This window comes from Roseibium sp., from assembly GCF_965233565.1.
In the GTDB taxonomy this organism is placed as follows: Bacteria; Pseudomonadota; Alphaproteobacteria; order Rhizobiales; family Stappiaceae; genus Roseibium.
In genome coordinates, this window is the sequence record NZ_OZ247494.1 from 1,794,449 (window position 1) to 1,811,489 (window position 17,041).

The following is a 17,041-nucleotide window of genomic DNA, read 5'->3' on the forward strand; positions in this document are numbered from 1 at the left end:
TCGAGTTGAACGACAGGGTCACTCTCGCGGTCCAGAACGGTCTCCAGCTCGACCAGCTCGACCGGAGCATGCCTGGCGACGAACTGGAGGGGGCTAACGAGCTGCTGCCAGACAAAACCGGTGCGCAGGGCGTCATGCCGGTCGATGACCGTCTGGAGGGCTTCGACATATCGATCCACCTCCACTCTCGAACGGAAGCGGTAGCCCCGCCAGATCGTGTAAGGATCGGTCTCGCTCGTCATGAGATGGTGAAACAATGCCCCTTCCTGGAAAGGACCGAGCGGATAGGCATCCTGGAGATTGTCCCGGCCGCCGGGAACGGCTTTCTCGACTGCTGCCCTTTCGGCATCTGACATGACGAAGCCGACGCAGTCGGCCTCCGCCTTGTTCTCCGTGCTGCAATGGAGCGCGAGATCCGACAGGACCGGATTGGCGAGGAAGTCCGCAGCAGAAACCGAAATGCCTTGCTGACGAAGCAATCCGATTGCACGAATTACAAGAAGGGAATGACCGCCAAGGGAAAAGAAGTTGGCGCTCCGGCCGACTTGCGAGACACGGAGAAGCTGGGACCAGACTGCGGCAATCCGCCTTTCGGTCTCATCCTTCGGGGCGACATAGATCTCAAGATCGAGATCTGTTTCATCCGGATCAGGGAGCGCGCGGCGGTCGATCTTGCCGTTCGCCGTCAATGGCAGAGTGTCCAGCGTCAGTATGGCTGACGGTATCATGTAGTCAGGGAGATGGCGTTTCAGACCGTTCCGCAGCTCATCCAGATCCGGCGCACCGGCCACATAGCCAACCAGCCGTTCCTCTCGCTTCATCACGAAAGCCTGCGCGGCTCCGCATGCAACCAGCGCGGCTTCGATCTCGCCGGGTTCGATCCGGTAGCCCCGCAGACTGATCTGGTGATCGATCCGTCCCAGGAATTCGACCGAACCGTTGTTACGGAACCGGGCAAGGTCGCCGGACCTGTAGAGCCGTTCCCCTGGAACAATGAGGTTATCGACAAACCGCTCGGCCGTGAGATCCGGATTGCGTAGATACCCCCGAGCCACTCCGGCCCCGCCCACGAGGATCTCGCCCGGCACGCCAGGCGCACAAAGAGCGCCGTTCCGGTCAACAACATAGAGCTTCAGATGATCGAGCTTGCGGCCAACCGGACTGCCTGGCCGGACGTCCTCGATGAGTTCCTTCGACATGTCACATTCGGTTACATGCACGGTTGTCTCGGTGATGCCATACATGTTGGTGATCACCGAACCGGCATTCTCCGGACGTTTCAGCCAGGGACTCAACGACGATACATCGAGGATGTCGCCCCCCAGGATTACCTGACGAACGCAATGACTTTTTTCCGCCTCCGTTTCACCCTGCACCTCGATCAGGGCGCGGAAGGCCGCGGGCGTCTGGTTCAGAACCGTCACGCGTTCGCGGACCAGGAGCGCGAGAAACTCCGCCGTGTTGCGTGCCATGTCGCTGGGCAAGACGATGACCTTGCCGCCGTGGATCAATGCTCCCCAAAGCTCCCAGACGGAAAAATCGAAGGCAAAGGAGTGAAAGCAGGTCCAGACATCCGTGGGGTCAAATGCAAACTTGCTCTCAGTTGCCTGAAACAGGCTGCTGATCTGACGATGCTCGACTTCCACGCCCTTTGGCCTGCCGGTCGATCCGGAGGTGTAGATGACATAGGCGCGGTCCTCCGGACCGATCCCGCTCTCGCTCGGAGACAGGTTGGACGCAGGATTTGCCTGCCAGAAACCTGTCTCGGTGATATCGATCAAGGGAATGGCAAGTCCGTTCGCTGAAAATCTCTCTTCCTCGACCGTCCCGTCTGTGAGGATTGCCACAGGCTCCGCATTCTCAAGGATGAAGCGGATCCGTTCCACCGGATGCGTGGGGTCCAGAGGCAGATAACCTGCTCCCGCCTTGACCGCGGCGAGCATGGCAACCACCATCGAAACGCCACGATCCATATGTATGGCAACGAGCCGTTCTGGCCGGGCTCCGAAACGGCGCAAGTGCCGGGCAAGCCGGTTCGCGGCGGCGTTCAGCTCGCCATAGGTAAGCGCACCGCCGCCAAGATCGGTGACTGCGACGGCGTCGGGCGTCCTTTCAGCGTGTGTTTCGAAACGTGTGTGCAGGCAATACGGCTCAAGCTCTTCGGCGCTGCATGGATTCCAATTCAGGGTGATCTGTTGGCGAAGACGTGCTGAAAGGGTTGGGAGGTTCGCCAGCGCGGTCTCCGGTGCCTCGATGCAACGCGCCAGCAATTCGTCGTAGCATTCCCACATGGTCTCCATGCGCGCACGCTCGAAAAGCGAAGACGCATAGGTCCAGACCACCGTGAGTTCCCGCTCCGAGCCGTCGGGATCGATTTCGGGAACCAGAACGACCTCAAGGTCGAACTTGGAACTCCTGTTGCTGTAAGCCGCTTCGACACTCAAATCGAAATCATGCCGGTGCATCAGGGGTTGGTCGGAATTGTGGTAGCTGAAGCCCACCTGGAAAATCGGGTTGTGGGAGAGCGTGCGCTTCGGATCCAGAGCCCGCACGACCTCTTCGAATGCCGTATCCTGATAGTCCTGGGCATCGGCGATTTCACCCTGGACACGCTGCAGGTGGGCGGCGAAAGACATGTCTTTTTCCGTTCGGCTGCGGATAACGGTGCTGTTGACCCACATGCCGATCATGGCCTCGGAAGCCTTGGCCCGCCGGTTTGCCATGGCCGAGCCGACGAGAACGTCATCCTGACCGCTTTGCTGGTGCAAGAGCACGGTAAAGGCAGCAAGCATGGTTGCGTAACGGCTCGCCCCGCTTTTGCGGGCAAAGGCATCCAGTTGGGCAAGTCGGTCGGCCTTCAATGTGAACCGAAGCTGCTGCCCCTTGAAGTCCTGTCGCGGAGGACGGGGAAAGTCCGTGAGGATCGGAGGATGAAAACTGGAACCGGCCAGCTTCCGTGACCAGAAGCGAACACCCTCTTCGGTGCGCCTGCGGCCCGCTTCGCTCTTCTGCCAGGCGACGTAGTGACGGTATTGTGCAGGCGGCGGGGCGAGTGGTTCGACCTGGTGGCCCGCGAGCCGATCATAGATGTCCAGCATCTCTTTCAGGAAAAGATTTGCACTCCAGCCGTCATGCACCAGGTGATGCTCGATGTGCAGAAGCGCGTGGTCACCCGGTCCCATTTCCGCAAGGACCCACCGAACCAACGGCAGTTGGCTCAGTTTGAACGGTTTGGCGACCTCGCGGTCGACGAGCGCACGTAACGCCTCTTCACCCTGTCCTGTCAGGTCCGCGAAGGTCAGAAAGGCCGGTGCCATCGGGAAAACGATCTGGCATGGCTCTCCGGAAGCATCCATGCGGAACGCCGTGCGGAAGATCTCGTGGCGTGCCACCACCTCGTCCAGAGCCGCCTGCAGGAGTTCCCGGTCCAACCGGCCTTTGATCCTCATGATCGCCTGTGCATTGTAGGCAAGCGAACCGGTTGTCATCTGTTCGAGCAACCAGACCCCGCGCTGCTGGAAGGACAGGGGCGTTGTCCCTGGAGTTTCCAGTTGATCGTCGAACTCGAACTGACCGTCGAAGGGCATGTCTTGCCTGGCATGGGCCGCGCAACCTGCGACGGTCGGATTTTCGTAAAACTGCCGGATCGAGATGTCCTTGCCGAAGACCGCCCTGTGCCGGGACTGGTAGCGCACGCTGGCCAATGAACTGGCGCCCGGCATGTCGAAAAAACGTGTTCCGGCATGTTCCGGCCTCGCGCCCAGTATTTCTTCCCAGATCGAAACGACGGCCTGCTCGATCCCCGCATCAGCGGACACGTCGATGGCACTGACCGGAGCTGCGTCACCGGCGGCGAAGCTGCTCTCAAGTTCCTTTTTCAGCGCTTGCCGGTCCACCTTGCCGTTTGCAGTGAGCGGAAGATCCGGACGCTGGTGAATGACCGGTTGCATGTAGTGGGGGAGCATTTCGGCGAGCGCCTTGACAAGGTGCTCGGGAGATGTCCCACCGCTGTAGAAGGCGTGCAGCCCTGTGGCCACGATCGCGCACGCTTGAACGGCCCCATGGGCCAGCAACACCGCCTCGATCTCGCCGAGATCGATCCGCCGCCCATCGATCTTCACCTGGAAATCAGTTCGGCCGAGGAAAGTCAGCTCGCCCGTCGGTTCGAACCGCACGCGGTCGCCGGTTTTGTAGAACGTCTCGTCAGGGAATTCCTGAAGTTGCACGAACCGGTCGGCCGTGAGCTTTTCGTCGCCGCAATAGCCGAGCGAGACACCCTTACCGCCGAGATAGAGTGTCCCTTCGCCTCCCGGAGGCATCCGCCTGCCTTCGCCATCAAGGATGGCGGCCAATGTATTGGTTCCCGGAAAGCCGATGGGCGGCGTTTCCATCTCCGTTCCCAGGCACAAATGGGTCGTGGCATGGACCGAGCACTCTGTCGGCCCATAGGCATTGAAGACCCTGCGCCCGCTTGCACACCAGTCGCGGACTGTTTCCGGCGCGGCGGCCTCGCCTGCCAAAAAGAGCTCCCGCAAGTGGTGAAGACCGGTTCCCGGCTCAAGACCAGCGAGCACGGCAGGCGGAAGAATGGCATGCGTGATCTTCTGCCCGGCAAGTACATCGATCAGCACGTCACCGATGAGTGGCATGCTTTCATCGGGCATGAACAGGGCCGCCCCATTGGAAAGAGCAAGAACCAGCTCGGCGATGGACGCATCGAAACTCGATGATGCGAACTGCAGAACCGTGTCTCCCGCCACCGGACCGGACACGCCGCGCAATACCTGAACCAGGTTCGCCAATCCGCGGCGGGGAACCATCCCTCCTTTCGGCTTTCCGGTCGAGCCGCTGGTGAAGATGATGTAGGCGAGGCTCTCGCCAGAGACGGAACGGGCTGTAAAAGCTGCCTGATCCTGGGCGTGCTGCGGCAGGTCAGCGAGGTCAACCACGGAACAATCGCAGGCGCCGGCTGTTGCCAGCTTTGCTGCCTTCGCCCGGTTGGACGCATCGCAGAGGACCAGCTGCATGCCGGAATCACTGACCATGCCCTGGAGCCGTGCCATCGGATAGGCTGGCGCAAGCGGTACAAATGCCGCGCCAGCCTTCAGAACCGCCAAAAGGCTCGCAACCAGCTCGAAGCTCTTGTTGAAGAACAGGCCGACGCGCGCGCCGGGTTCCACACCTCCGTCGATCAGTTTCATCGCCAGCAGGTCCGAGTAGCGTTCGAGCTCTGCGTAAGTCAGGCTGTTGTTGACCGATACGAGTGCCGGAGCATCCGGAGCGACATGGACCTTGCGCGAAAAGACCTCGAGAAAGTCCGACGGTGCAGCCGCCCGCGAAGGCCCAAGGATAAATCCGCCACGATAGGTTACGCCGTCGGCGGGCGTGCCCGGCGCGAAAAGGGTAACGTCGACACCGTATTTCAGCACCTCGGTCAGCACACCGTCATCGAGGAGAGGGCCGGAACCGAGGTCAAGCACGATCCTGTCGAACTTCTCACAGGATAATTGCGGGTGCGCGGGCGTCGCGTCCTCTTTCAGGAAGAACGAAAGAGAGAGCTTTTCTTCCGGACCAACACCCAGCGCATGCCGCAACAATGCAAGGTCCGCCTCTTCACACAAAGACAGTTTCGAGGATGACTGGCTGTTGGCAATGATCGCGGCACGCATAGGGGAGTGAGGTCTCTCGCGTTGGTTCTTCCAGCCGGCGGAAAGCCCTTGGGCGCTGTCCGGTCGGATGCTCGGGATCAGAACACTATTGGCAAGATAGCCGCGAAATCTAATGCAGAAATTGAAACGCCGATCCAATATTTGAATAGGCCAAAACCTTGATCAAATTCGCTTTTTTCATAAGCTGCTGCATCCTGCTTCGGTTTTGGGCGCAGCTACCTGCCTCTCAGCGCTGACAGCATCCCTGCAAAGGTGCAGGGCGAGTGACAAAGCGAGTGCAGCCTTCATGAACCTCGTCGGAACGTCGGTCTACAGAACTTACAAGGGCGCGCCGCGACCGGCGCGGCTCCTCCTGACCGGGATCTGTCTTGCGCGTCTGGCCCAGCTCATGATCTGGCCTTTTGTCACTATCCTGCTGACGAGGAACCACGGTGCATCGATCGAGGAAATCGGACTGATGTTCACCGTCTCCGCCCTGTGCGGCATGGCGGTAGCCCCATTCGGCGGAAGCTGGGCAGACAAGATCGGAGCCAGACAGCTCCTTCTGACTTCCGTCGCCGTCAATATCCTCTGCCTGCTGCTGATGATGACGGCGACCGGCAAGGAAATATTCTTTGCCGCCATATTTCTGTCGTCGTTGGTGTCAGGTGCGGCCGAACCGCTCTTCCGCTCGGTCCTGGGTGCCTGCGCAGAGAATACGGCGCAGAGAAGCGGTCTTTATCATCTTCGGTATTTCGGTGTGAACCTCGCAGCGGCGATTGGCCCGCTTTTGGGCGTGATGTTCATCGAAACCGGCAACAACGCGATCTACATCGTCTCGTGCGGTTTGTATGCCGTTCTCGGATACTGCGTCCACGCCGTGGTTCCCGCGCACAGGGTTTCAGAGCAGCCCGAGAGTGCACCTTCTGCCATTCGTTCCTTGCTGATGGCCTCCAGTGACAAGGCCTTTGCGGCGCTGTTTGCCTGCAACTTCCTTCTGGTCCTCGTTTATGCCCTGACGGATGAGCCTCTGACCTTCTACCTGGTGTCGCTCGACGTCGCCGACATCACCTGGCTTATTGCGGCGTTTTCCTTTGCCAACGCTGCGACTGTTCTGGTTGTCCACGGCCTGTTCATGCAAACCATCGCGACCATGCCGGAAAACCGCGCCCTGACAGTGGCCATGACAGCCCTCGCGATTGCGCTGCTGATGATCGCCTTTGCCTCGGCAGAAACCCAAGCGCTCTGGATTGCCGCCATCGTCGTCGCCACGATAGCGGAGATCATAGCGATGCCGCTGTTTCTCACCGTGGTCGACAGGATTGCCCCGGAGCGTAACCGCAATGCCTATTTCGGCGCCTATTCCCTTTCCAATGTGGGAGGGGCTTTCGCTCCGGCCATGATGTCGCTCGCGCTTACGATCGTTAGCGGAGCGATTGTGTTTGTCCTGGCGGCGGCAGCCTGCGTTCCGATCATTCTGTTCGGTGTTGTGGCACTCCAAAAGCTTCCTCGCCGAGAATCGCTGGCCATCGGAAAGGATGCCCAGGCATGACCCCTTACGATTCCCTTCCCAACACCGCCTTCTGGAAGCCTGCGGTCGCGGAAGCCGATCCAACGGCGCTTGAGAGCCTCTGGCAGCCGAAATTCGAGATCTCCGCTCAGGACCTCATTCTCACCGCGGGATCCTGTTTTGCACAGAACATCGGCCGGCAATTGCGAAGTCGCGGTCTGCGCTGGTACGAAAGCGAAACACCACCCGCTGATTTGCCCCGCTCGCAGCACGAACAGAACGGCTACGGCCTGTTTTCGTTCAGGACAGGCAACATCTATACGGCTCCCTTGTTGCTGCAATGGGTGCAATGGGCCTTGGGCACCCGGAAACCGGATAGCGAAGTCTGGCAGGCCGACGACCGGTTTCACGATCCTTTCCGGCCCAGCATTTCCGTTGACGGCTTTCCCAGCGCCGAGGAAGTTCTTGCCACGCGCCAGCGCACACTGGAAGCCATGCTGGCCGCCATTCGAAAAGCCACCTTGTTCATTTTCACGCCCGGCCTGACGGAAGCCTGGGTCAACTGCGCAACCAGCGCGGTCTATCCGGCGTGCCCCGGCACCGTGAAAGGCCGGTTCGACCCGGAACGCCACGAGGCGCGGATCTTCGGCTACGCGGACTGCCGGGATGCCCTGGACAAGACTCTCGAACTGTTGTGGTCGGTCAATCCCGGACTGAAGATCCTCTTGACCGTATCGCCGGTTCCCATCACGGCAACCATTTCCGGAAAGCACGTGCTTGCCGCGAACTTTCAGACAAAGAACACCTTGCGGACGGTGGTCGGCGAAATCGCGGATCAATACGGCAGGGTCGATTATTTCCCATCCTTCGAACTGATCGGCAATCCGTGTTCCGGCGCCCGGTATTTCGCGCAAAATGGCCGGACGATAACCGAACAGGGGATCGACGCGGTTATGCGGCACTTCTTCAAGGCCACAGGGTCCGGTTCCACGACCCAATGTGTTCCGACCGGCGAAATCATCTGTGAGGACGAGCTGCTTGAATACTATGCCCCCCTGCCCTGACTTTCTGTTGCTGGGCGACTCGCACGCAGCCGCCATCGGCCGGGCGGCCAGGCTTGACGGAGTCTCGTTTCACGGTGGCCCGCTCGGATCCGGACGAGAATTCTTCAGCCCGTTCTTCACCGTCGGCGACGGGCGCCTGGCGCTCACCGGCGAGCAGGCCGCCAAGCTCCTGGCAAAGTTTTTGACCGATCTTGGTATCCCGGCGCTAGAGCAACTAAAATGCCCTCTGGTTTCCACGCTTGGCCTCAGCCCGCATTTTATGGCGACACGGGAGATCTGGTCCTGCTACGCCGCACCCGATACTGACCCCGACACGGAAACGCTGCACAGTCCGATCTTCGCCGAGGTGGTTGAAGAGATGTTGGCCGTTCCGCTCACCTTTTATCGGCATCTGGTCGGCAACGGCGTCGACGTCATCGGCGTGGCAGCTCCGCAACGGGTGCCGGACCTTTCCATTCCATCCGTCTTCACGGCGGTTCAGGACCAGATGCTCGATCGCTACCGCGCAATCGGCATGAGATTGATCGACCTGCGTCAAGACACCGGCGGGTCGGACGGCTGGCTCAGGACGGAGTTCTGCAAGGACAACGACCCACTACACGCAAACGAGGCCTTCGGCAGACTGGTTCTCCAAGAAATACGCGGGGTCCTTGTTACTGAGAATTGACGGCGAAAGCCCGAAGGCGCGTCGACCCGCGCATCTTCAGGGTCTGGCCCATGGGCCTTTCGCCTCTGAAGCGGTTCTCAGGATGCGAGCTGCACCTTGATACATCTCATTACGGTGGGCAAAGCAAACCCCTCGGATCAATCCGAGGGGTTTTGTTTTTGCTGATACCGTCCGGAGGAACCTTTTACATCAACCGGTGGCCGTTGCCCTTTGCGGCGACAGGATAGGTGATCCGAGCAAGGTTACCCGCTCGCCGTATCGGTTGCAGGGGAAATAATCCCAGATTGCTCTGTGCTGAGTACAGCGGTTGTCCCAGAATACCATTGTTCCGGGTTGCCAGGAGATACGACAGCTCAACGCGTGTTCCTGATCGACCAGCGCAAACAACATGTTCAGCACCGCCTGACTTTCTTCCGGTGCCAATTGGGGAATATGCGTGGTAAATCCCGGGTTCACGAACAACATCTTGCGCCCGGTTTCCGAGTGCAGAGCCACGACCGGGTGTTCGGTTTTCGGCAAGTTGGGTGGCGCGTCATAGCCCCGCCAGGGAACCGCACCGTCGTGTATTGCCGTCAAGCCGTCAAGAAACACCTTCATGGCCGGCGAAAGCATCTCGTAAGCCATGTGCATGTTTGCGAACATTGTGTCGCCACCGCATCCGATCTCCGGAATTTCCTTGAGATAAAGGATCTGGGCAAAAGCCGGTTCAGCCGCTGCGGTTCCATCGGTGTGCCAGGATTCTCCGGCAACGAATTTTGATTGTTGGGAAGCCTGGATAAGGACAATTTCCGGATCATCCCCATCGATGTCTTCGACCGGTAGGCTGCGCAAGGTTCCAAACCTGCGACCGAAAGCCTTTTCCTGCTCACGGGTCAGATCCTGGTCGCGAAACACCAGGACATGATATTCGAGCAACGCTTCGCGGATCTCGGCAATCGCCTCATCATCAAGCTCACGTGAAAGGTCGATCCCCGTGATTTCCGCCCCGATAACAGGTGTGATCTGGCGCGTGGAGAAATGCCGATGGACCGGGCGCTTGCGCGTGACAGTCTTCTTGATGGCGTCGAGGCCCCACTTGTTCATCTGATAGTCCCTGAGTTCTGCGCCAGTTGGTCCGGGCGGGTTGAAAACGCTTCGAGAAGGCCGCCGAGAAGTCGTGAACTCAGCTGCGGCCGATCCTCGACCGCAACCGAGAACAGCAATGCCCGAAGCCTCATCGGCAACCCCGATCCGCAGATCCGGCCCAAGTCGCAGGAAGCATAGGCAGGCGCTGCCAGCCGCGTATGCGCGGCAGCATGCGCGCGGCAGCCGAAATCGCGGATCGCAGTCGTATTCGTGTCGCCGTAATATTGCGCATAAGCTTCCGCCGATCCGAAGGCATCCTCAATCATCTTGCGGTTCGTTCCGGCGAACTCGAGTGCCGAAGCATAGGCTTTGGCATACCCCTGGTCATAGGGAAAGGCGGCGACGAACAGGGCATGGTAGACAGGCCCCAGGACGTCCCGCCATTGGGCAATTGTTATCGGAAAGCCTTCAGCTGCTGTTTTGTGCAGCTTCAAAAGGGCTGGCCAAGGGGGTGCGTTTTCAACGTCCCTGGTTCTGGCACCGGTAGCGGCAGGAAGGACCGCATCCGCCATCCATTTGTGGAAGCGCGCTGCATCTGAAGCACAATCATCGCGATAAGCGACGATACGGCTTCCAGAGGCGTCCAGCACGCTTATGGTTGCCCTCAACCTGCAGGGCAACCGCACCGAGACGCTGTCAGACGCCTGCGCACTCATTTGCGTATCATTCCGAGCTGACTGGGTCTGCCGACCAAGACCGTCACCTTTCCGATCAAATCACTGGGAACTATGTGCGGGCGGACTGGCAATGACCAACTCAAGTTTTGAATACCCCATGCAAAAATTGGAACACAGGAGAGGCCATCGCAGAGTGCAAGGGAGATCGTCGCAGATTATGGGATGGCCGCCCTACCGAGGAAATCCCGCAGTCGAGAGCTTGGCCGCCAGTGCCCGAGAGAACAATAGGAGCCTGTAGAGTAATGCCGGCAGATGGCGGATCGACGGCAGTGGGTCCCGCTACCGACATTCTCCCAGAGGCTTTCACACCGTTTGAATCGCGCCGTTCGTCGAACAGTGCTGACGGGTCCCGATTAGCTTCAATCTCGATCACACCAGACACTGCCGGGCAACACTGGTCAGTGACCCATCCGGCGGACCTCATGACTGCCCATCCTCAATCCAGGACTGTCCGACAGCTTGTGGGCTCAGCGCAATTCAAGGCTCCGTCAAAACCGTCCGCTGACGGGGGGCATATCCCTCCTCTTTCGGTCTGTGTTTGAGTATCTTACTTTATCGCCCGCGCGCTGCCGGACACCCGAACCGGCGCGCCTGGAGTGTCGTTCAACTCGACCTCAATCAATGAGGGATGGCCCATATCTTCGCCCTGACGGATCGTGAATTTTCCGCCGTGGGGCCAGTTCCTGTCTCTCAGATAGCCCGCAAAGGCTGCGGCAGCTGCCCCTGTGGCGGGATCTTCCGTAACCCCACCTGATGCGAAGGCGTTCCTGACGGCAAACATCTGATCGGCTTCGATAAAAACGAGCATGACTGTCACGAGGCCATGTTTGCGCATCACGTCGCGCCCCTGGTCAAGGTCATAGCTCATGCCCGCCAATTGAGCGCGGTGTTGCAGCGGCAGGACGATGTGATCTGCCCCGCCATGAATGCGGGCTGCCGGAAGTCGGGGATCAAGATCATCCAGGCTCAGTCCAAAGAGTGCCAGCACATCGGAGAGCTCATCTTCGCTGATTGCCCGGCTCTTCGTCGGCGGTGAGGTCAGCGTCGCGATCATGCCCGTCTCGGACGGCTGCGCTTCAACGGTGATCGACGCGTCGTTCAATGTCAGGGCAAACGTCCCCGGACCGGCATGCTGCCCCAGTACCGCGCCGAGCGCGATCGTCGCGTGACCACAGAACGGAACCTCGGATTCAGGTGAAAAATAGCGCACCCGCCAGTTCATTCCGGTGTCGTCTTGCGGAACGGCAAAGGCCGTTTCCGAATAGCCGACCTCGGCGGCGACACGGGCCATGTCCGTCACCTGTGCGGGCTCGCTCAACAAGACTACGCCTGCCGGATTGCCCCCTTCACCACCTTGACTGAACGCTGCAACTCTTTGGATTTCCATGATGCTCTCCTGTTTGTTGGGGCGCATTTTAGTCATCCGGGGTGCAACTGTCCGGGCAGTCGCAAAGGGAAACTGGAAAAAGGCCTTTCAAATCGCGCGCCAATTCCCGATTATGCCTTCATGTCAAAATCACTGGACCAAACAGATTGTGAGATCATAGAAATTCTCGATTCGGATGGCCGTTCGAGCCTTGCGGAAATCGGCAAGGTGGTTGGCTTGTCTGGTCCCGCCGTAGGAGAGCGCCTCCGCCGACTGCAAGAGACAGGATTTGTAGACGGTTTCGGTGCCCGGATCGATTTGCGCTCGCTGGGCTATACCGTGCAAGCACTGGTCCGGATCAAGCCTCGCAGCGGGCAGCTGCATGTGGTCGAGCGGATGATTGAAGACCAGCCTCGCTTCACGTCCTGCGACAGGGTGACAGGTGAAGATTGTTACGTTGCGCGTCTCGTCCTGGTGGAGGTGGCCGAACTGGATGACATTTTGTTGCCATTCCACGACCGGGCAGAAACGCATACTTCAATCGTGAAATCTTCCATCTTCGAACAAAGGCTGCCTCCGCTGCTCCCCCGTGGCTGAGGCGACGAGCCAGGAGAAGTCAGTCGGCTCACTGGATCTTGAGTTCAAACGGAACGAAATTCGAACAGGCGGCGAGAATGAGTCGCTCCAGCTGGTCTCATGAAACCCTGGTTCGTCCCCACCCGCTGTGATGACGCCTAAAACATGAAGGTCAGACAGGGACTATTGCAGATCAAAGCCACAAACAGACCTCGGTAAGCCACACGCGAAGCGCTGACACGGGAAGAGTTTTTTCATCGCCGTCCCGGCACACAAAGAGCAGCGATCTGTCTTGCTCAACGCCAATTTTGCTTAATCGGACCAGCCGCCCTGCCTCGATATCATCTGCCACGAGTATGTTGCGAACCAGAGCTGCTCCCTGCCCATCGATGGCTGCTGCAATCAGCACTGCCGAGTCGGGGAAAGGAGAACTCCTTGATTGAACATCCGGCTCATGCAGTCCGGCTGCTCTCGCCCATGTATCCCAGTGCGGATGGAATTGGTCATGTAGCAGAGGGAGTTTTGCGACGGAGGCAGGCGCGATAGCTCCTTCCGGTACAAGGGAAGGCGCCGCGACCAGGACCAGACGTTCGCGCATTAGGTGCTCGCAATAAAGGTCCCGCCCTTGATTGCTGCCGAAACGCAAGGCGACATCAACATCACTGTCGGCGAAGTCGACGACCTGATCATCAGTATCCAGATACACCGAAATGCCCGGATACCTTGCGCGGAAGTCCCGGAGCTTCGGTACCAGCCATTTGATCGCCAACGAGGACGACAGCGATATTTTGATCGAACGTTGCTTGCGGGCTCGCCTGGTTTTCTCGATCCCCTGCTCCAATATCCCGAACGCTTGCCGCGTTGCCAGGTGCAGGCGCGTACCCGCTTCCGTGAGCTCAACACCGCTAGGCAGCCGTCGCAGCAAAACGACATCCAGGTATTGTTCCAATTGCTTGATCTGCCGGCTGACAGCGCCGTGCGTTACCCCGAGATCCTCGGCGGCTTTGCTGAGGTTCGACCGTTCTGCTGCTGCGTTGAACGCCTGCAGCGCCCGAAGGTGTCTAACATGTGCCATGGCTGTGAGTTTATTTCACATCATACGGCTGTAAACTCGTTACAAGACAATAATTTTCTGCCTTATCTTCGCTTCAGGATAAGAAAGTTCTTCACAGCGAGGCAATCGAATGTCTGATCTAAAAGTCGCCCTCATGACTGGAACCGGACAGGGCATCGGCAAAGGCTGCGCGATCGAGATGGCAAAGGCGGGCTACAAGGTATCCCTGATGTCGCCTTCCACACGCTCCAAGGATTTGGCCGAGGAATTGGGTGGCATTGGATGCCAGGGCTCGGTTCTGGATACCTCAGACCTGCAGAAAATGGTCGACGCGACGTTGGAAGCGTATGGCCGTATTGATGCTGTTGTCAGCAATATGGGCCATGGTGGCGGCGTACCGGAAACCATCAAGACGGTCGGCTTTGATCCTGACTACGACGGGCCGTTGCTGGAATTGCCTGACACGCTTTGGCACGAAAGTCTCGACATGTATGTGCTCAACGTCGTCAAGTTGGCGCGGATCGTGACTCCGATCATGATCAAGCAAGGCGGCGGGTCCTTTGTGAACATCTCGTCCATGAATACGGTCGAGCCGCGCGCCCCTTATCCCATGAGCATGTTGCGTGGCGCTTTGCACAGCTTCTCAAAGCTGTTTGGAGACCGCTACGCGCGCCACAACATCAACATGAACAATCTGATGCCTGGTTTTTGCGAGAACGTGAATCTCTCCGAATTCGCGCAGCGGTCCATTCCGGCTCAACGGCCCGCCTCATTCGCCGAGATCGGCAAGGCCTGCGTTTTCCTTGCCTCCGAAGCGGCGCGATACATCAATGGCCAGAACATCCTTTCGGATGGAGGCATGAACCGCGCCGTGCGTTAACTGCGGAAGACAGAGCCTGCCATTCGGCAATATTGAACGCATAAGACTTGTACAAATCCGCACACGCGAGCCTTCGGCGGAGTGCGACTGGGAGCTCGAGCATGACCTCATGATGGTCTGGAGAAACGGCACCACGCTCTGCAAGGTCGGTGGCTATGATGGCCATCTTATCAACGCCGATACCTACGGCGACGAGCACCATTCAGGCGTTGTCTGCCTGGCAACCAACCCCGGATTTATACCAAGCGCTTAGAGTGCGTGCCGCTGAAAGACAGTGCGTTCAAGGTCAAGGACGTTGACGAAGAGCGTGCTGGCCGCACGATCGAGGCAACTTCCGCTGGCATTGGGCCAAACCGGCGCGGCCCTCCGGGATTGTGTCTGGCGGACACCTGCTTTTTCGGGCCGTTTGCCCATAGCCCCGCTATGGACTTCACGCCCCCCGGCGCTGATCGTCTCGCCAGACTTCAAACAGACTGAGCCAATCTAACCGGGAAGTGCTCTACCTCAAGAAGTGAAGTCGCTCGCTTCTTGCATCCGAGTAATAGGTGACTTTCGAGTGAGGCAATTCGTCGGACAAGCGTTTGGCGATTTGTACGCCTGCCTCATCCAGAGCCGTCACGGTACCGCGGTCTCGAAAACCGGCAAAAAATGCGGCTTCATACCTTGAAAGCCACGTTCGGATATCCTTCTGCAGCCGCTCGGTGATACCGAGCGCATCCAGTTCAATATAACCGCCTTCGTAAGTGTCTCGCACTCCAGTGCCGAAACCCATACCGTCTACCGTCAGATACTTCATCTCGAACTGTCCAGTGATTTCTCGACAAGGCCATGCTCCAGTTTGTGACTTTGCAATATCAACACCAGTTTGAACCGGAATAATGGGCTGACATCTCGTGCCGAACAACAAAAACGTGCCCATCGTCTCTCGTGTAATCTGTTCCTGGTCAACCTCGTCGGATCAACTCTTTTTGGTGTCAGGCCTGTTAATGTGATATGCGCCCGCAAACAACAACTTCGGGAATGGACCAGTGAGTGAACTGACCGTAGCGGACGCAACGAGCCGCATCTATCAATCTCTTCAGGCGGACAATGAGGACATCGACCTGCATATCGCTGCACTCAAGACGGCGTTGCAGGCAGAGGGCCTGAAGGAAGCGGTACTGGATGCTTCGAAGCTCGTCCAGAACAACCGATCCGGCCGCAAGTTGCTCCAGGCCTATTTTCGCCAGCGCGGCGTCAAGGTCACCTTCGCGTCGTCCTAGGAGAGGCTGCCGGCTGACACGCCTCTCCCTTCTTCCCCAAGGGGTCGCCTCCGGCGAACGCCTTGAGTGAGTCCAAACGTCGGGAAAGTCCTGCCTACGCCCCGCTGCGGTCTTGTCCAGCAAGACTATTGAAACAGCGGATCACAGGCTGCCGGACATGTTCCACCCGGCAGCCCTCCAGCCTGTTCCCGATTACTGGATCTCCTGGACTTTCATGACAAGTTCGTTCCAGTTGCGCTGGTTCTCGATGTCATGTTCCAGACCCTGCTCGTCGGCAACCGTGAACCGCTTCAGGGCCGGCGTCTTGCTGGTCGCCTGATAAAGCCAATAGGCTTCCGCCTTCAAAGCCTCGTTGATGGGCTTGTCGATGGATTCATAAACCGCCTGCTTGCACGCATTGATGGACTCTGCCGGGAACTGGGCGATCCGTCTGGCCAGAGCCTCGACATAGTCACCGATTTCATCCGGGTCCAGGGCCTTGTTGACCGTGCCGAGCGCTTCCGCTTCATCAGCATCAAAGTCACGCGCACTCAAGACGATTTCGAGCGCCCGGCCAAGCCCGGTCTGACGCGCCATGCGCGAAGCTCCACCACCACACGGCAGGATCCCCATACCGACTTCCATCTGCATGAACTTGTATTTGCCTCTTGCGGCAAAACGCATGTCGAGTGCCAGCGCAAGTTCGTGCCCGCCACCGCGGGCAAATCCCTCCAGTTTCGCGATGGTGGCCTGCGGAACCTTGCTGATCCGCTCGCAGACAGCCTGCAAATCGAGCAGCTGCGCCTCATCTCGCGACACCGCCTCGTCAGACATGTCTTTCAGCAGTTCGGTATCGTAGTGACACACCCAGATTTCCGGGTTCGCGGACTGAAACACAACCACCTTGGTTTCCCTGTCCCGCTCCAGCCGCATGGCCAGACTGTTCAGGTCGGCCAACATCTGTTGCCCCTGCACATTGACAGGTGGAAAGTCGAAGGTGATCCAAAGAACGCCATTATCCGCACGGGCGCTGAAAGTGGAAAAGTTCTCGTACTTCATGAGAAATGCTCTCTTCTGTCTCACGCGGACGTTCTCGCCCGCAATCGGGAGGATGATCAGTTTGTGAGACGGGCCCGGAAACATCCGGCCCCGACAGGAGCTAATCTATTTTTTAAATTTCATATATAAAGATATCTAAATTGATTTCAGAATTTAGTTTTTCAATATAAATTG

The 17,041-nt window shown here is 58.5% G+C and carries 14 protein-coding genes (1 of these 14 only partly in view); 7 read left to right on the plus strand and 7 right to left on the minus strand.

Annotated features, from left to right (window positions below; genetic code table 11):
- A protein-coding gene (locus ACO6TG_RS08465) for an amino acid adenylation domain-containing protein (protein WP_422377767.1) crosses the window boundary here: on the minus strand, positions 1-5,669 show its beginning. Its footprint begins 9,907 nt before the window's first position; only the first 5,669 of its 15,576 coding nucleotides appear in the window; its start codon is at positions 5,667-5,669; its stop codon lies beyond the left edge, outside the window.
- 286 nt (positions 5,670-5,955) lie between these two features.
- Here ACO6TG_RS08465 and ACO6TG_RS08470 point away from each other — a divergent pair, with 286 nt between their 5' ends.
- Genes ACO6TG_RS08470 through ACO6TG_RS08480 form a run of 3 tightly spaced genes read left to right on the plus strand, consistent with a single transcriptional unit; the run spans position 5,956 to position 8,889 of the window.
- Positions 5,956-7,200, plus strand: coding sequence for an MFS transporter (locus tag ACO6TG_RS08470; protein WP_422377768.1), 1,245 nt, complete (start codon positions 5,956-5,958; stop codon positions 7,198-7,200).
- Complete coding sequence (locus tag ACO6TG_RS08475) at positions 7,197-8,222, plus strand: GSCFA domain-containing protein (protein WP_422377769.1); 1,026 nt, start codon at positions 7,197-7,199, stop codon at positions 8,220-8,222. The genes ACO6TG_RS08470 and ACO6TG_RS08475 overlap by 4 nt, the downstream gene beginning before the upstream one ends.
- Positions 8,197-8,889, plus strand: a complete 693-nt coding sequence (locus ACO6TG_RS08480; RefSeq protein ID WP_422377770.1) for a hypothetical protein — start codon at positions 8,197-8,199, stop codon at positions 8,887-8,889. Before ACO6TG_RS08475 ends, ACO6TG_RS08480 begins: the two co-directional genes overlap by 26 nt.
- A gap of 189 nt (positions 8,890-9,078) precedes the next feature.
- Here the strand turns inward: ACO6TG_RS08480 and ACO6TG_RS08485 are convergent, their stop codons facing one another.
- From ACO6TG_RS08485 to ACO6TG_RS08495, 3 genes are all read right to left on the minus strand, one after another.
- On the minus strand, positions 9,079-9,972 hold the full coding sequence (locus ACO6TG_RS08485) for a TauD/TfdA dioxygenase family protein (RefSeq protein WP_422377771.1): 894 nt from the start codon (positions 9,970-9,972) through the stop codon (positions 9,079-9,081).
- Positions 9,969-10,670, minus strand: coding sequence for a hypothetical protein (locus tag ACO6TG_RS08490; RefSeq protein ID WP_422377772.1), 702 nt, complete (start codon positions 10,668-10,670; stop codon positions 9,969-9,971). Before ACO6TG_RS08490 ends, ACO6TG_RS08485 begins: the two co-directional genes overlap by 4 nt.
- Before the next feature lie 568 nt (positions 10,671-11,238).
- Positions 11,239-12,078, minus strand: a complete 840-nt coding sequence (locus ACO6TG_RS08495) for a PhzF family phenazine biosynthesis protein (RefSeq protein ID WP_422377773.1) — start codon at positions 12,076-12,078, stop codon at positions 11,239-11,241.
- On the opposite strand from ACO6TG_RS08495, the gene ACO6TG_RS08500 reads away from it, so the two are divergent.
- Positions 12,067-12,654 carry an Lrp/AsnC family transcriptional regulator gene (locus tag ACO6TG_RS08500; RefSeq protein WP_422377774.1) on the plus strand — a complete coding sequence of 196 codons (588 nt, stop codon included), beginning with the start codon at positions 12,067-12,069 and terminating at the stop codon, positions 12,652-12,654. The two genes, ACO6TG_RS08495 and ACO6TG_RS08500, sit on opposite strands and share 12 nt — an antisense overlap.
- A 172-nt stretch (positions 12,655-12,826) precedes the next feature.
- On the opposite strand, the gene ACO6TG_RS08505 is transcribed toward ACO6TG_RS08500, so the two are convergent.
- Positions 12,827-13,708 (minus strand): LysR substrate-binding domain-containing protein, encoded by an 882-nt coding sequence (locus ACO6TG_RS08505; protein ID WP_422377775.1) that lies wholly within the window; start codon positions 13,706-13,708, stop codon positions 12,827-12,829.
- A 109-nt stretch (positions 13,709-13,817) separates the two neighbouring features.
- Between ACO6TG_RS08505 and ACO6TG_RS08510 the strand changes: the two genes are divergently transcribed.
- Positions 13,818-14,567, plus strand: a complete 750-nt coding sequence (locus tag ACO6TG_RS08510) for an SDR family oxidoreductase (RefSeq protein WP_422377776.1) — start codon at positions 13,818-13,820, stop codon at positions 14,565-14,567.
- Positions 14,568-14,676: 109 nt separating this feature from the next.
- Entirely contained in the window at positions 14,677-14,820 is a 144-nt protein-coding gene (locus tag ACO6TG_RS08515; RefSeq protein WP_422377777.1) for a hypothetical protein, read from the plus strand.
- 246 nt (positions 14,821-15,066) lie between these two features.
- Here ACO6TG_RS08515 and ACO6TG_RS08520 read toward each other — a convergent pair whose 3' ends face one another.
- Positions 15,067-15,486, minus strand: a complete 420-nt coding sequence (locus ACO6TG_RS08520; RefSeq protein WP_422377778.1) for a hypothetical protein — start codon at positions 15,484-15,486, stop codon at positions 15,067-15,069.
- A gap of 109 nt (positions 15,487-15,595) precedes the next feature.
- Here ACO6TG_RS08520 and ACO6TG_RS08525 point away from each other — a divergent pair, with 109 nt between their 5' ends.
- Positions 15,596-15,829, plus strand: coding sequence for a hypothetical protein (locus ACO6TG_RS08525; RefSeq protein ID WP_422377779.1), 234 nt, complete (start codon positions 15,596-15,598; stop codon positions 15,827-15,829).
- A gap of 192 nt (positions 15,830-16,021) precedes the next feature.
- Here ACO6TG_RS08525 and ACO6TG_RS08530 read toward each other — a convergent pair whose 3' ends face one another.
- Positions 16,022-16,867 carry an enoyl-CoA hydratase/isomerase family protein gene (locus ACO6TG_RS08530; protein WP_422377780.1) on the minus strand — a complete coding sequence of 282 codons (846 nt, stop codon included), beginning with the start codon at positions 16,865-16,867 and terminating at the stop codon, positions 16,022-16,024.
- Between the last annotated feature and the right edge of the window lie 174 nt (positions 16,868-17,041).